This window comes from Archangium primigenium, assembly GCF_016904885.1.
In the GTDB taxonomy this organism is placed as follows: domain Bacteria; phylum Myxococcota; class Myxococcia; order Myxococcales; family Myxococcaceae; genus Cystobacter; species Cystobacter primigenius.
Genome location: NZ_JADWYI010000001.1, coordinates 4,373,155 through 4,387,435, shown reverse-complemented (window position 1 = coordinate 4,387,435; position 14,281 = coordinate 4,373,155). Strand labels below are relative to the sequence as shown.

Genomic DNA, 14,281 nt, shown 5'->3' with positions numbered 1-14,281 from the left:
ATGGATGAAACGGGGCGCAAGCCCCGCGAGCCCCGCGACAAGAAGCCGCGCAAGGTCTCCCCGCGCTACCTGGAGAACGCGGCGCTGCACTACCTCAAGCGCTACTCGGCGACGGTGACGCAGCTCAAGCGCGTGCTGATGCGCCGGGTGGACCGTTCGGTGCGCGCGCACGGCGGGGAGCGTGCCGAGGCGGTGGGCTGGGTGGATGCGCTGGTGGAGAAGCTCATGCGCAACGGGCTCATCAACGATCAGGCCTACGCGGAGACCCGGGCCCACTCGCTCCGGGCCTCGGGCCGCAGCTCCCGGGTGATCGCCCAGAAGCTCAAGCTCAAGGGCGTGGCCCCGGACGTGGTGGCGAGCAAGGTGGCCCAGGCCTCCGCCGAGCTGCCCGAGGAGGCCGCCGCGCGCATCTGGGCGCGCAAGAAGCGCCTGGGGCCCTTCCGGCGCGACCTGGCGACCCGGAAGGACCAGCGCCAGAAGGACCTGGCCGCCATGGCCCGCGCGGGCTTCCCCTTCGCCCTGGCCAAGAAGGTCATCGACGGCACGGCCGAGGAGCCCCCGGACGGGCGCGTCTAGCGCTCCCCGGTCAATCCAGACAGTTCCAGACGAGGATTGGGCCGGGACGCTCATTCAGGGAGCGGAGACTATTCGACAGTTGACCAAGAGCGCCCTGAAACGCAAGCCATTCATTGCGGCAAAAACGACACACATCCAGGATGCCTGCCAAACCCTGGCAGGAGAATCCTCTCAGTGCTGAAACCCTGGATGTCCGTACGTGGTGTGGTCGCGTCTCTCGCGTTCTTGAGCGTCTTGGGCTGTGGTCCGTCCTTGGAGGAGGCGCCGGAATCAGGGCAAGCGGTCGGGAGGGTGGACAGCGCGCTCAGCCTCTGCGGAGAGAGCTGCCCGAGCGGTTACTACCCCTCGATCAGCACCTACCAGGCCTCGTGCGGTGGCACCTCCTCCAACTGGCTGACACGGTGTGAGGTCGTCAAGGGCTCCTCCTTGAGCGTGTGCGGCGCGAGCTGCCCGAGCGGTTACTTCGCCTCGATCAATACCTACGACACCTCGTGCGGTGGCGCCTTCGCCAACAGTCGGACCCGGTGTCAGGTCATCACAGGCGCCCCCTTCAGTACATGCGGCGAGAGTTGCCCGAGCGGTTACTACCCCTCGAGCAATCTCTACAACGACTCGTGCGCTGGCGCCTTCGCCAACAGGCAGACCCGGTGTCAGGTCGTCACGGGCTCCTCCTTGCGTGTGTGCGGCACGAGCTGCCCGAGCGGTTACTACCCCTCGAGCAATGCCTACAACTACTCGTGCGGTGGCGCCTTCGCCGACAGGCGGTCCCAGTGTCAGGTCGTCACGGGCTCGAACCTCACCACCTGTGGCACGTCATGTCCGAGCGGGTACTCCGCCTCGGGTTCTGGTTACAGAGCCGCGTGCGGCGACGCCTTCGGCAACACGGCGACCACGTGCCGTCGATTGTGAACCTGCCCTTTCACCCATGAAGGCGTCAGGCACGGCCCGACCCTGGAGAAGACGCCGCGTTCGAGCCTCCCGTCGAGGACGTCGACGGGAGGCCTGGACTCAAGCCTTGGGGGCCGCGACGTGCCCGGCGCGCACGGTGAAGTCGCCGAAGCCCTCGCCCGGCAGCCGCTCCTTGGCGTACGCGGCGAACAACGACTCCAGCGTCTCCAGGATGGCCGCCTCGTCGATGTTCTCGCGGTAGAGCCGGTTGAGCCGCTGGCCCTTCTTGTCGCCGCCGAGGAACAGGTTGTAGCGGCCCGGGGCCTTGCCCACGAGCGCCACCTCGGCCAGGTAGGGCCGGGCGCACCCGTTGGGGCAGCCGGTGATGCGCAGGTGCAGGTTGTCCCGGCCGAGCCCGTGCGCCTCCATGCGCTGCTCCAGCAGGCTCACGAAGTCCGGCAGGTAGCGCTCGGCCTCGGCCATGGCGAGCGCGCACGTGGGCAGCGCCACGCACGCCAGCGCGTTGCGGCGCAGGGGGCTGGCGCTCTGGAAGCCCGCGAGGCCGTGCGCCTTCACCAGCGCCTCGATGGCGGGACGGTCCTCGGGAGCGATGCCCGCGAGGATGAGGTTCTGGTTGGGCGTGAGCCGGAAGTCGCCCTTGAGGACCTTGGCGATTTCCCGCAGACCCGTGAGGTGCCGCTGCTCGCCCCGGTCCGCCACCCGGCCGCTCTCGATGAAGAGCGTCAGGTTCCACTTGCCGTCATGGCCCTCGGTCCAGCCGAAGCGATCGCCATTGTGCTCGAAGGCGAAGGGCCGCGCGGGCTCCAGCGTGAAGCCGAGCCGCTGCTCCAACTCCGCGACGAACCACGCGATGCCCCGGTCCTCGATGGTGTACTTGAGCCGCGCGTGCTTGCGGTTGGTGCGGTCGCCGAAGTCGCGCTGCACCTTCACCACGTTCTCCGCCACCGCGAGCATGCGCTCGGGAGGAACGAAGCCGATCACGTCCGCGAGCCGGGGGAAGGTCGCCTTCTCGCCGTGCGTGGCGCCCATGCCGCCGCCCACCGTGACGTTGAAGCCCACCAGCTCGCCAGCCTCCAGGATGGCGATGAAGCCCAGGTCCTGGGAGAACACGTCCACGTCGTTGAGGGGCGGCACCACCACGGCCGCCTTGAACTTCCGCGGCAGGTACGTGGAGCCGTAGATGGGCTCCTCCTCGCCGCCGGCGACCTTCTCCTCGTCCAGCCAGATCTCGTAGTAGGCGCGCGTCTTGGGCAGCAGGTGCTCGGACAGCTTCTTCGTCCACTCCTGCACCACGGCGTGCGCGCGCGTGTCCACGGGGTTGGGGTTGCACATCACGTTGCGGTTGACGTCGCCGCAGGCCGCGATCGTGTCGAGCAGCGTGGCGTTGATGCCCGCGATGGTGGACTTCAAGTCCCCCTTGAGCACGCCGTGGAACTGGAAGGCCTGGCGCGTGGTGATGCGCAGCGTGCCGTTGGCCAGCGTGGTGGCGAGCTGATCCAGGGCGAGCCACTGCGTGGGGGTGCACACGCCGCCGGGCAGGCGGGTGCGGATCATGAAGCTGTAGGCCGGCTCCAGCTTCTGCAGCCGACGCTCCTCGCGGATGTCCCGGTCGTCCTGCTGGTAGCTGCCGTGGAACTTGATGAGCTGGGTGTCGGCCGGGGCGATGGCGCCGGTGAGGGGGTCCGCGAGGCTCTCCACCAGCGTGCCGCGCAGGTGGCGGCTCTTGGCCTTGATGTGCTCCACCTCGGCCAGCGGAGCCTGGGTCGGGTTCTTGCTCATGGGGTGTCTCTCCCTCAGTAGACGTCGCGCAGGTAGCGCTGCTGCTCGCGCAGCGAATCGAGGTGGGCCCGGGCATCCTCCCGGCTCTTGCCACCGTGGGTCACGTAGATGTCGACGAGCGCCTCGTGCACGTCCGGCGCCATGCGCTGGGCCTCGCCGCACACGTAGAGCGACGCGCCGCCCTCCAGCCACGCATGCACCTCGCGGCCGTGCTCGCGCAGGCGGTGCTGCACGTAGATCTTCTGGCCCTGGTCCCGCGAGAACGCCACGTCCAGCCGGTGGAGCTGCCCCTTCTTCACCGCCTCCTGCCACTCCAACTGGTAGAGGAACTGCGAGCGGAAGTGCTGCTCGCCGAAGAAGAGCCAGTTGCGGCCGCTCGCCCCGGACTCGGCCCGCTCCTGGACGAAGGCGCGGAAGGGCGCCACGCCCGTGCCGGGGCCGATCATCAGGATGTCCCGCGCGCCGTCCGCGGGCAGCCGGAAGCGCTCGTTGGACTCGATGAACACGTCCACCAGGTCCTGCTCGACCGCTCGCGTGGAGAGGAAGGACGAGGCGGCGCCGAAGTGCCGCGAGCCGAAGGCCTCGTAGTCCACGCGGGCCACGGTGAGGTGCACCTCGTCCCCCACCCGCTTCTGGCTGGAGGCGATGGAGTACAGGCGCGGCGTGAGGCGGCGCAGCGCGGCCACCAGCTCCGTCGCGCTCCACGCGCCCGGGTGGGCCCGGAGCAAGTCGATCACCTGGTGGCTCGCGAGCAGCGCGCGCAGGGCCTCGCCGCCCTCGGGCACGAGCAGCGCCTTGAGGGCCGCGTTGCCCGAGCGCTCGGCGTGCTGGGCCAGGAAGGCGCGGCTGAGCCTGGTGATCTCCAGGCCCTCGGAGAGCCAGCGCGCGAGCGGCTGCGTGCGGCCGTCCCGGGTGGCGTCCGAGGCCCCGTCCAGCCTGAGCGTGGTGAGCAGCGCGTCGACCAGCTCCGGCGGGTTGCGGGCCATCACCCCGAGCGCGTCGCCCGGCTCGTAGCGCAGGCCCGAGCCCTCCAGCGACAGCTCCACGTGGCGCACGTCCTTGAGCGCGTCCCGGCCCGTGATGCGCTGGTTGGCCAGCACCAGGGCGGGATAGGGATTGTCACGGCTGAACGTGGGCGGAAGGGACACGGGGTGCAGCGGCGTGACGGACGCGCCCGCGGCGGGCGTGCCCACCTGCTCGCGCGCCCGCGCCAGCGCCTGCTCCAGCCAGGGCGTGGCGGTGGGCTCGAAGTCCAGGTCGCAGTCGGCGCGCGGGACCAGCCGCGCGGCGCCCAGTTGAGCCAGACGCTCGTCGAGGACGCGGCCGACCTCGCAGTACTTCGGGTAGCTCGAGTCGCCGAGCGCCAGCACCGCGAAGCGCAGCGTCTCCAGCGAGGGCGCCCGCTTGCTCATCACGAAGTCGAAGAACCCGCGCGCGTCGTCCGGCGGCTCTCCGTCCCCCTGGGTGCTGATGACCACGTAGAGCAGCCGCTCGTTCTTGAGCTCGCGCACGGGGTACTCGCCCGCGCGGAAGGCACGCACGGCCACGCCCGAGGCCTCCAGCTGCCGCTTGAGCCGCTCCGCGAGCAGGCGGCTGTTGCCCGTCTGGGTGCCATAGACGAGCGTCACCGTCTCTTGGGCCGAGGCCTGGGGTGCCGGGGCCTGGGGCGCGGCGGTGGCGCGCGCGGGCTGGGCGGCGAGCCCGGCGAAGTACCCGCTCAGCCACGTGAGCGACGAGGCATCGAGCCCCTCGACGAGCCGCTGCAACAGCGCGGCCTTCTCGTCACCGATGGGCGTGGCCAGCTTCACGGGGGCGCTCAAGACGTCTTCTCCTGCGCGTCCAGGACGCGCCGCACCTGCTGCTCCACGGCCTCGGAGGGCTCCAGCTCCAACCAGGGGACACCCGCGCCCCGCAGCTGTTGGGCCAGACCCAGCCGCGCCTGGGGCACGGGGGTATAGAGGATGGCGAGCAGGCCCGCGTCGGCCAGGGCGAGCGCGCTCTCCGCGTCGCCGCGCACCGTGACGACATGCCGGCCCTGCTCGAACAGCGTGCGCTCCAGCCGCAGCGCGGCGTCACGCACCTCGGGCGAGCCCGCGAGCAGGAGGACGGCGCCGGACTGGCCCAGCCGCGCGCGCCGCTCCTCGGCGGACACGAGCGAGCGCGCTTCCTGGCCACCCGCCCCGCCCACGCCCCCGAGGATCATCCCCGCGGCCACGGTGTCGTTGGTGAGCGAGTCCACGACGATGAAGGCGCCGGTGCGCCGGTTGTCGGGGTAGGGGTCGCACGCGAGCGGCCGCTTGCACACGAGCCGCACCTTGCCGATCTCGTTGAGCGACAGGGTGCTCGCCTCCACCTCGGACAGGTCCTCCAGCTCCTTGCGCCAGAGCACCTGCTCGATGTGCGCGGGGACGTATTTGGAGGTGTGCTTCACGAGGTAGCGGCGCGAGGTGTCCAGGCGCTCCTCGCCGAACCAGACGAGCATGGCCTCCAGTTCCTGGAGCGCCAGCGGCGGCGGCTGGTGGGCCAGGGCGATGAGATCCCCCCGGCTCACATCCACCTCGTCGGTGAGGCGCAGCGTCACCGACGAGGGCGCGCTGGCCTCGTCGAGCCGGCCCTCGAAGGTGTCGATGGAAGCGACGTGCGTGCGCCGCTGGGACGGGTACACCACCACCTCGTCGCCCAGGCGCACCGAGCCGGAGACGATCTGCCCGGCGAAGCCGCGGTAGTCCAGGTCCGGCCGGAGCACGTACTGCACGGGGAAGCGGAAGGAGGCGTCCTCCTGGCGGCGCTGGTGCGGCAGGGACTCCAGCCACCCGAGCAGCGTCTCGCCGTCGTGCCAGGGGGTGCGGGCGCTCGGCTGGGTGATGTTGTCGCCGCCCCGGGCGCTGATGGGGAAGTAGCGCACCTGCTCGAAGCCGAGCGTGCGCGCGAAGGCCTCGAACTCGGTGGTGAGCCGCTCGGACACCGCGCGGTCGAAGTCCATCAGGTCCATCTTGTTGATGCACACGGCCAGGTAGGGGATGCCCAGCAGCGAGGCCAGGTACGCATGGCGCCGCGTCTGCGGGAGGATGCCCAGGCGCGCGTCCACCAGGATGACGGCGGCGTCGGCCGTGGAGGCCCCGGTGGCCATGTTGCGCGTGTACTGCAGGTGCCCCGGCGTGTCGGCGACGATCACCTTGCGCCGGCGCGTGGAGAAGTAGCGGTAGGCCACATCGATGGTGATGCCCTGCTCGCGCTCGGCGCGCAGGCCGTCGGTGAAGAGCGAGAAGTCGATCTCCCCGCCCGCGCTCGCGCGCTTCACCGCCGCCACCTGATCCTCGAAGAGCCCGTTGCACTCGTAGAGCAGCCGGCCGATGAGCGTGGACTTGCCGTCGTCCACCGAGCCCACCACCACCAGCCGCAACAATTCCTTCTCCGCGTGCTCGGCGAGGAAGCGCTGGACGTCCGTCGTCTCTTGAACCTGCTGGATCTCGGCGCCCATCTTAGAAGTACCCCTCGCGCTTCTTGAGCTCCATCGAGCCTTCCTCGTCGTGATCGATGAGCCGGCCCTGCCGCTCGGACACGCGCGACTCGGTCATCTCGGTGATGATGTCCTCGACCGAGGTGGCCGAGGACTCCACGGCGCCGCTGAGCGGGTAGCAGCCCAGGGTGCGAAAGCGCACGCGCTTGTTCACCGGCGCTTCGCCGGGACGCAGGCGCATGCGCGCGTCATCCACCATGATCCACTGGCCATTGCGGCTCACCACCGGGCGCTCGGCCGCGAAGTACAGCGGCACCACGGGGATGTTCTCCTTGAGGATGTAGTGCCACACGTCCAGCTCCGTCCAGTTGGACAGGGGGAAGACGCGCATGCTCTCGCCCGCGTCGATGCGGCCGTTGTAGAGGCTCCACAGCTCCGGCCGTTGCCGGCGCGGCTCCCACTGGCCGTGGCGGTCGCGGAAGGAATACACCCGCTCCTTGGCCCGGGACTTCTCCTCGTCCCGGCGCGCGCCGCCGAAGGCCGCGTCGAAGCCATGCAGCGCGAGCGCCTCCAGGAGCGACTGCGTCTTCATGGCGTGGGTGTACTTCTGGCTGCCATGGTCGAAGGGGTTGATGCCCTCGGCGAGCGCCTTCTTGTTCTGGTGCACGAGCAGGCGGATGTTGTGGCGCGCCGTGAAGGCGTCACGGAAGGCATACATCTCCCGGAACTTCCACGTGGTGTCCACGTGCAGCAGGGGAAACGGCAGGGGCGCGGGATGGAAGGCCTTGCGCGCCAGGTGCAAGAGCACCTGCGAGTCCTTGCCGATGCTGTAGAGCATCACCGGGTTGGCGAACTCGGCCGCCGTCTCCCGGAGGATGTGAATGCTTTCGGCCTCGAGCACCGACAGGTGCGAGTGCCGTGCCGCCAATGACAGGGATTGACTCATGACCCGCTTCCACCTCGAGAAATCGTTTCAGCCGGCTCGCTCCGGGCCGCGTCCCGGGCGAGCGTGGGCAGTTGGGCCCGCAGGGCGACGACCTCGCCCACCACCAGGAGCGCCGGCGAGCCCACCGCCTCCTGCCGCGCGCGCACGGCGATGTCCGCGAGCGTCGCCTCGATGACCCGCTGGTGCGCCCACGTGCCCGCCTCGACGATCGCCGCGGGCTGGGTGGCCGGACGCCCCGCCGCCATGAGCGCGTGCGTCACGGACTCCAGGCGGCCACTGGCCATGAACAACACCAGCGTCTCCGCCCCGGCCAGGTGCGCCCAGTCCGGCGCGGGTCCGGTGCGGTGCGCGGTGGCGAACGTCACCGAGCCGGACACCCCCCGGTGCGTGACGGGGATGCCCGCGGCGGCCGGCGCGGCCACGCCGCTGGACACCCCAGGGACCACCTCGTAGGGAATGCCCGCCGCCTCCAGGGCCAGGGCCTCCTCGCCGCCGCGGCCGAAGACGAAGGGGTCTCCCCCTTTCAGCCGCACCACCGAGCGACCCAGCCGGGCCTGGGCGATGAGCAGCGCGTGGATCTCCTCCTGCGCCACCGACTCGCCGCCCCCCTCCTTGCCCACGAACAAGAGCCGCGCCCGGGGCCGGGCATGCGACAGGACCTCGGGGTGGATGAGCCGGTCGTACACCACCGTGTCCGCGCCCGCGAGCAGCCGGGCCGCGCGCAGCGTGAGCAGGCCCGGATCTCCCGGCCCCGCCCCCACCAGATACACCGTGCCCTGCGAGGGCTCGCTCATGTCGTCTCTCCCCAATGCTCCGCGATCGCGGCGCGCACCTGGGCCCACGCGGCCCGGCGCTCACCGCGCAGCCACAACACCCCCGCCTCGCCCTCCACCAACTGCTTGAGCAGCCGCATCCGCGCGGCCCCTCGGGGCAGGCGCTTGCGCAGCCACCCGCTCAGGCGCGCCAGCTGCACGTGCCCCGGCTCCACCTGCGCCACGAACCGCTCGCGCAGGAGCCGCGCCAGCGCGGGCGCCTGCCCCGAGCTGGACACCGCCACCACGAGCGGCCCGCGCCGCCCCACCGAGGGCAGCGTGAAGTCACACAGGTCCGGCACGTCCGCCGTGTTCACCCACAGGCCCCGGGCGCGCGCCTCGGCCGCCACCCGGTGGCTCACCTCGGTGTCATCCGTGGCCACGAACACCAGGTGCTGCGCGTCCAGGTCCTCGGGGCTCCAGCGGCGCTCGCGCAATTCCAGACGCCCCGCGTCCGCGAGCTGGCGCAGCCGCGGGCTCACCTCGGGCGCCACCAGCCGGACCCGCGCCCCCGCGTCCACGAGCTGCTGCCCGCGCTCGTCGGCGATCTTCCCCGCCCCCACCAGCAGGACCCGTTTGCCTTCCAACCGCAGACACACGGGAAAGTCGACCGGAGTGCTCATGGCCGCTTCACGTGCAGGCCACATTCCTTGTTGTCCGGGGACTCCCACCACCAGCGTCCCGCGCGCTCGTCTTCATACGGCTTCACCGCGCGCGTGCAGGGCGCGCAGCCAATGGACGGGTAGCCGCGATCGTGCAGCGTGTTGTAGGGCACGCCGTTCGCCTGGATGTAGGCCCAGACGTCCCGGCTCCCCCAGCGCACGAGCGGATTGACCTTGATCAGCCCATGGGCCGCGTCGACCTCCACCGCCCCCACCTCCGTGCGGGTGACGGACTGGTCGCGCCGCATCCCCGTGAGCCACGCCTCGCGGCCCGCGAGCGCCCGGCCCAGGGGCTCCACCTTGCGCAGGGCACAGCAGGCCTTGCGCTCCGCGATGCTCTCCTTGAAGGAGAAGTAGCCCTGGGTGGACTCCAGCGCCTCCACCCGCGCGCGCTCCGGGAAGAACGTCTCGACTTCCAGCCCGTAGCGCCGGCGCACCACGTCCATCACCTCGTACGTCTCCGGCGGCAGGCGTCCCGTGTCCAGCGTGAACAGGCGCACGCTCGGGGCGTGCCGGCGCGCCAGGTCGATGAGCACCATGTCCTCGGCGCCGAAGCTCGAGGCGATGGCCGCGCGGGCGCCGAACCGCCGCTCCACCCAGGCGAGGATCTCCTCCGCGGGGGCTTCCCGCAGCGCGCCCGCGACGGCCTGGAGTTCGTCGGAGGACAAAGCGAAAGCAGCGGCAACGGGGGCGATCGACATGGCTGGCTGGTAGTAGCGCCGGGCAGGGCCGTCCGTCAACATGGACGAACCGCTAATATCACGGATGCCCGCCCGCCTGCTCACGGGTGGGCGGGCGGCGTGCGGGAGGGCTCCATCCCGGAAGCGCGCCGATGATACGACGCCCTCCCCGTCTTCTCCCGCCCCCCGAGGCGCCGCGCGTGGTGCTCGGCCCCCTCCCGGACGAGTTCGGCCCCTCTCCCATGCCCACCCTCTCCGCCCTCGCCATCTACCCCCTCAAGTCCTGCGCGGGCCTTCCGCTCGAGCACGCCACCGTGGAGCCGCGGGGGCTCGCGCATGACCGCCGCTGGATGGCGGTGCGCCCGGACGGCACCTTCCTGACGGGGCGCGAGCAGCCCGCGCTCTTGCGCCTCCACGCGGTGCCCACGCCCGGGGGCCTGCGCCTGTCCGCCCCGGGCCTGGCGCCGCTGGAGGTGCCCCGGCCCGCCGAGGACACCGAGCGCCAGGACGTCACCGTCTGGGGGGACACCTGCTCGGCGGCGCGCGCCGGGCTGGAGGCGGACCGGTGGCTGTCGGACTTCCTGGGCGAGCCGCTGCGGCTGGTGCACGTGGACGCGCGCATGCGGCGCCCGGTGGAGCGGCCCTACGCGGACCCCGGAGACGAGGTGGGCTTCGCCGACGCCTATCCCCTGCTGCTCACCACCGAGGCCTCGCTCGCCGAGCTCAACACGCGCCTGGACACGCCCGTGGGCATGGCGCACTTCCGGCCCAACCTGGTGGTGACGGGCTGCGAGCCCTTCGCCGAGGACCGCTGGAAGCGCGTGCGCATTGGCGGCGTGGAGTTCGCCCTGCGCAAGCCCTGCGCCCGCTGCGTGCTCATCACCGTGGACCCCGAGACGGCGCGGCCTCATCCCCACCAGGAGCCGCTGCGCACGCTCGCCACGTACCGCAAGCGGGGCAACAAGGTGCTCTTCGGGCAGAACGTCCTGCCCCGCGGCGAGGGCACCCTCCGGGTGGGCGACGCCGTCGAGGTGCTCGAGGAAGGCTGAAAGAATGACGGGGTGCGCGCGGCCGGGGCGGCGCCCGGTGCGTGTCGCCCCCTCGGGGCCCGGCCCTGGCATGGCACGTGCTTCTCGCCTGGGGGAGATGTCCGGAACAACGCGGAGTCGTCCGCCTCGCGGACAGGCCCGCCAGGGACAGGAGCCCCCATGTCGATCGCGCAGCGTGGCCGCAACACCGTCCAACTCATGAAGCGGGCGGTGTCGGACTGGAGTGACCACAACATCCCGACGTTCGCCGCGGCGCTGTCCTACTACACCATCTTCTCCATCGCCCCGGTGCTGGTCATCGCGGTGAGCGTGGCGGGCATGGTGTTCGGCGAGGAGGCGGCCCGGGGACAGATGCAGGCGCAGTTGCAGGACCTGGTGGGCCAGAGCGGCGCGGACATCATCGGGCAGATGATGATTAGCGCGCGCAAGCCCAGCACGGGCATCTTCGCGACGGCGCTGGGCCTCATCGCGCTGGTGTTCGGCGCCACGGGCGTGTTCGTGCAGTTGCAGGACGCGCTCAACCACATCTGGGGGGTGCAGCCCGACAAGGAGCGCAGCGGTGTCACCAACTTCCTGCGCATGCGCCTGCTGTCGTTCGCGATGGTGCTGGTGATTGGCTTCCTCCTGCTGGTGTCGCTGGTGGTGAGCGCCGTGCTGGCGGCGCTGGGCGCCTGGTTCGATCACCTGTTGCCGGGCTGGACGGTGGCGTGGCAGGGCGTGAACCTGCTCGTCTCGTTTGGCGTCATCACCGTGCTGTTCGCGATGATGTACAAAATCCTCCCCGACACGCACGTGACCTGGAAGGATGTGTGGCTGGGCGCGGCGGTGACGTCGCTCCTGTTCGGCCTGGGCAAGTTCGGCATCGGGCTGTACCTGGGCCGCAGCGCGGTGGCGTCCAGCTATGGCGCGGCGGGCTCGCTCGCGGTGGTGCTGCTCTGGGTGTACTACTCGGCGCAGATCCTCTTCCTGGGCGCGGAGTTCACCCAGGTGTACGCGCGGCGCCATGGCAGCCGCTCGCCCGAAGGACAAGCACAACAGGTGCCGCCGCCGCGGGACCCGAAGAAGGGTCTGGGCATTCCTCCGCACCGGCCGGTGGAGGCGGGCCGGTAGCGGGCTTGTCCGTTCATGGACCCGCGGGCCGACGGATGAGGCCCGCGCGGTCCAGGAGTTCGCGCACCCGCATGCACAAGGCGACATGCTCGGGATTGTTGGCCGTCAGGGGCTCGGACGAGAGCACGAGCAGCCAACCCGACTCGCCCACCGGCTCGATGCGCACGGGCGCGGGCAGGGGCGGCAGGCGTCCCAGCCGGCGCGACAGGTAGGTCAGCCAGCCGACCCGAACCTCGAAGTCTGACGTCTCCAACTGCTCCACCATCTCCGAGGAGCTGGCCATGGCGAAGTCCGGGTCCCACGCCGTGACCATGCTGGTGAGGATGTCGGCGGGCACGGGCGCCGTCAGGAGCCGCTCCCGGAGAGGACTCGCCCGTGTCGGCTTGAGCAGACAGGAGTTGGGACCGCCCCATGGAGAGGACTTGCCACACGTCAGACTGATGTCCGTGGCGTCCTGCTTCGCATTCCACGCCATCAAACGAAAGCCCATGTCCTCCATCACGGTCTTGTCACCGTCGGTGCGAAGGCTTTTCTCCGAAAAGAGCCGCGCCAGTGCATCCATTTCGGGAGGGATGAGATGGCCCGGCAAGTCGCGAGGGAACCCCCGCCCCGCGCGGTACCACTGGGCGAAGGAGGCATCACACCGCGCGAGCCTCTTGAAGAAGAGTTCCGCGCGCCGGGCACATTCAAGCGCTGTTTCCTGACGCGGGCCCCAGTAGGAGCCCACGTAGTAATGCTCTTGCATGAGGGCTCTCTGGTCTACCGTGTTGGGGTTGTATGGCGGACGGTGACGTGGAGCCATCCTTCGCTCTTGAACTCTCGACGAAGGAATTCCACGACCTTGGCATCGGCGACGTGCCACGTCAGCTGTAGTCTCAGTTGTTCGGCCATACGTGCTTGTTTCCGAGCTTGCTCCATCATCTCGTCGAACTTGCCAGAATTCTTGTACCAGTACTTGGGCGTCCCGTCCGCGTTGAAGAAGGCGCAGTAGCCCGGGCCCTTGGCTTCCAAGAGCTCCGCGCCCAGGAGACCATCGAACTCCACCTCCCCCACCATGTAGACCCACCACGCGGGCCGTCCCGTCACCTGCTCCTGGTAGTCCAGCGAGTCCTTCGAGCGGGTCGTGGGTTTCTTGTACGTCCATTTGCCGGGCACCTTCGCTGGAGCGCTCTCACCCGGCGTCCCCTCCCCCGGACTTCCGCTTCCGCCCACGTGTCCTCGTCCACGCACCGCCATGTGGAGCACGGAGGGCAGGCCCACGGCTCCAGTCGCCCCTTGCATCGCCACGCCCTCCGCCAAAATCAACTCGCCCCTGGCCGTGAGCGTCATGCCGGCCCCCCATCCGCCCAGGCGGCCCCACGTGGCCTCGGCCCCTCCGAACAACAGCAGCACGTGTGTGGACAGGCGCGCCGCTTCGCGAATCTGGTCCTCCCGGGACATGCCGCCATAGCGCGCGAAGTACTCGGGCGAGGAGGAAAGGAGCAGTGCCACGGCGACGGGCAGTTGTGTCAGGTCGTCCAGGGTGCGGATGGGATGGAGCACGGATTGGCCCAAGGCCACCGTCATCTCCCCCAGCGCCTCCCCCGCCCCATCGAGCGCGGCGGTGAGCCAGTCTCGGCCCAGGCCCAGTTCGCCCAGCGGCGGCCCGTCCCCGCGGCGCAGGGCGCGGGTCACCGGGAAGAAGACACCACCGCGCGAGAAGTAGAACTCGCCCACCACCAGCTGGCCCACGCGCCACTCGCGCTCTACCAGGCGCAAGGAGCCCAAACGCTGTACAGGCGTGCCCGTGAGTGCCGTCACCAGGTAGCCATCGGGCCGAACCACCACCAGCGGCCCGAAGCGCTCGGCGCGCCATACCAGGTCGACGTACTCCACACGCTCGCCTCCGGCCCCCACCTCGCTCAACAGCCACGACAACACCCGGCGTGGAGCGAAGCTCTTCTGCGTCACGGGTGTCCGCACCAGTTGAGCCAGCAGGTTTCTTGCCTGCCCGGGTGACAGGGCCGCGCCAACCAGGTGGCGTGTCTCCACATCCAGGCCGCACGCATCCTGGACTCGCTGCAAGACATCCGCTGTTGTTTCCGGCCAACCGCCTGTGCTGCTTATCTCAAACCTAGAGGTGACACCCAGCCGTGAAGACGCCGCCCCATGAAGCAACGAAGTGCCTTCCGTGTGAAGACCATTCGTCAGCCTCTCTTTTGAGAGTCGCATGGAACAACCCACAAAGGGAACAGCCATCAACAGGAGCAAGATGGACGCGACAAGACTCCGAATTGAAAGAAAATCCATTCGGGCAAA

The 14,281-nt window shown here is 70.1% G+C and carries 13 protein-coding genes; 4 read left to right on the top strand and 9 right to left on the bottom strand.

Features of this window, described 5'->3' with window-relative positions; genetic code table 11:
• Positions 1–576: a regulatory protein RecX gene (locus I3V78_RS18260; RefSeq protein WP_204489750.1), complete on the top strand. Its 576-nt coding sequence runs from the start codon at positions 1–3 to the stop codon at positions 574–576.
• Positions 577–867: 291 nt separating this feature from the next.
• Positions 868–1,485: a hypothetical protein gene (locus I3V78_RS18255; protein WP_204489749.1), complete on the top strand. Its 618-nt coding sequence runs from the start codon at positions 868–870 to the stop codon at positions 1,483–1,485.
• A 99-nt stretch (positions 1,486–1,584) separates the two neighbouring features.
• On the opposite strand, the gene cysI is transcribed toward I3V78_RS18255, so the two are convergent.
• The 7 genes from cysI to I3V78_RS18220 are packed head-to-tail and all read right to left on the bottom strand — an operon-like array spanning position 1,585 to position 9,887.
• Positions 1,585–3,264, bottom strand: a complete 1,680-nt coding sequence (gene cysI / locus I3V78_RS18250; protein WP_204489748.1) for an assimilatory sulfite reductase (NADPH) hemoprotein subunit — start codon at positions 3,262–3,264, stop codon at positions 1,585–1,587.
• 14 nt (positions 3,265–3,278) lie between these two features.
• Complete coding sequence (locus I3V78_RS18245; protein ID WP_204489747.1) at positions 3,279–5,084, bottom strand: assimilatory sulfite reductase (NADPH) flavoprotein subunit; 1,806 nt, start codon at positions 5,082–5,084, stop codon at positions 3,279–3,281.
• Positions 5,081–6,745, bottom strand: a complete 1,665-nt coding sequence (locus I3V78_RS18240; RefSeq protein WP_204489746.1) for a sulfate adenylyltransferase subunit 1 — start codon at positions 6,743–6,745, stop codon at positions 5,081–5,083. The genes I3V78_RS18245 and I3V78_RS18240 overlap by 4 nt, the downstream gene beginning before the upstream one ends.
• Position 6,746: 1 nt before the next feature.
• Positions 6,747–7,670 carry a sulfate adenylyltransferase subunit CysD gene (gene cysD / locus I3V78_RS18235; protein ID WP_204489745.1) on the bottom strand — a complete coding sequence of 308 codons (924 nt, stop codon included), beginning with the start codon at positions 7,668–7,670 and terminating at the stop codon, positions 6,747–6,749.
• Complete coding sequence (gene cobA, locus I3V78_RS18230) at positions 7,667–8,464, bottom strand: uroporphyrinogen-III C-methyltransferase (protein ID WP_204489744.1); 798 nt, start codon at positions 8,462–8,464, stop codon at positions 7,667–7,669. The genes cysD and cobA overlap by 4 nt, the downstream gene beginning before the upstream one ends.
• On the bottom strand, positions 8,461–9,105 hold the full coding sequence (locus I3V78_RS18225) for a precorrin-2 dehydrogenase/sirohydrochlorin ferrochelatase family protein (protein WP_204489743.1): 645 nt from the start codon (positions 9,103–9,105) through the stop codon (positions 8,461–8,463). Before I3V78_RS18225 ends, cobA begins: the two co-directional genes overlap by 4 nt.
• On the bottom strand, positions 9,102–9,887 hold the full coding sequence (locus I3V78_RS18220) for a phosphoadenylyl-sulfate reductase (RefSeq protein ID WP_420840422.1): 786 nt from the start codon (positions 9,885–9,887) through the stop codon (positions 9,102–9,104). Before I3V78_RS18220 ends, I3V78_RS18225 begins: the two co-directional genes overlap by 4 nt.
• A gap of 179 nt (positions 9,888–10,066) precedes the next feature.
• Between I3V78_RS18220 and I3V78_RS18215 the strand changes: the two genes are divergently transcribed.
• Positions 10,067–10,873: an MOSC domain-containing protein gene (locus I3V78_RS18215; RefSeq protein ID WP_204489742.1), complete on the top strand. Its 807-nt coding sequence runs from the start codon at positions 10,067–10,069 to the stop codon at positions 10,871–10,873.
• A 159-nt stretch (positions 10,874–11,032) separates the two neighbouring features.
• Complete coding sequence (locus tag I3V78_RS18210) at positions 11,033–11,983, top strand: YihY/virulence factor BrkB family protein (protein ID WP_204489741.1); 951 nt, start codon at positions 11,033–11,035, stop codon at positions 11,981–11,983.
• A gap of 13 nt (positions 11,984–11,996) precedes the next feature.
• On the opposite strand, the gene I3V78_RS18205 is transcribed toward I3V78_RS18210, so the two are convergent.
• Positions 11,997–12,728, bottom strand: coding sequence for an Imm52 family immunity protein (locus I3V78_RS18205; RefSeq protein ID WP_204489740.1), 732 nt, complete (start codon positions 12,726–12,728; stop codon positions 11,997–11,999).
• A gap of 14 nt (positions 12,729–12,742) precedes the next feature.
• The gene (locus I3V78_RS18200) at positions 12,743–13,933 is read right to left on the bottom strand and encodes a Tox-REase-5 domain-containing protein (RefSeq protein WP_338023648.1); all 1,191 of its coding nucleotides are present in this window, start codon (positions 13,931–13,933) and stop codon (positions 12,743–12,745) included.
• Positions 13,934–14,281: the final 348 nt, after the last annotated feature.

Bases quoted from the DNA above. Each gene is read 5' to 3' on its own strand.
- I3V78_RS18260 (WP_204489750.1), top strand. From the start codon at position 1: ATGGATGAAACGGGGCGCAAGCCCCGCGAGCCCCGCGACAAGAAGCCG.
- cysI (WP_204489748.1), bottom strand. From the start codon at position 3,264: ATGAGCAAGAACCCGACCCAGGCTCCGCTGGCCGAGGTGGAGCACATC.
- I3V78_RS18240 (WP_204489746.1), bottom strand. From the start codon at position 6,745: ATGGGCGCCGAGATCCAGCAGGTTCAAGAGACGACGGACGTCCAGCGC.
- cysD (WP_204489745.1), bottom strand. From the start codon at position 7,670: ATGAGTCAATCCCTGTCATTGGCGGCACGGCACTCGCACCTGTCGGTG.
- cobA (WP_204489744.1), bottom strand. From the start codon at position 8,464: ATGAGCGAGCCCTCGCAGGGCACGGTGTATCTGGTGGGGGCGGGGCCG.
- I3V78_RS18225 (WP_204489743.1), bottom strand. From the start codon at position 9,105: ATGAGCACTCCGGTCGACTTTCCCGTGTGTCTGCGGTTGGAAGGCAAA.
- I3V78_RS18220 (WP_420840422.1), bottom strand. From the start codon at position 9,887: ATGTTGACGGACGGCCCTGCCCGGCGCTACTACCAGCCAGCCATGTCG.
- I3V78_RS18215 (WP_204489742.1), top strand. From the start codon at position 10,067: ATGCCCACCCTCTCCGCCCTCGCCATCTACCCCCTCAAGTCCTGCGCG.
- I3V78_RS18210 (WP_204489741.1), top strand. From the start codon at position 11,033: ATGTCGATCGCGCAGCGTGGCCGCAACACCGTCCAACTCATGAAGCGG.
- I3V78_RS18205 (WP_204489740.1), bottom strand. From the start codon at position 12,728: ATGCAAGAGCATTACTACGTGGGCTCCTACTGGGGCCCGCGTCAGGAA.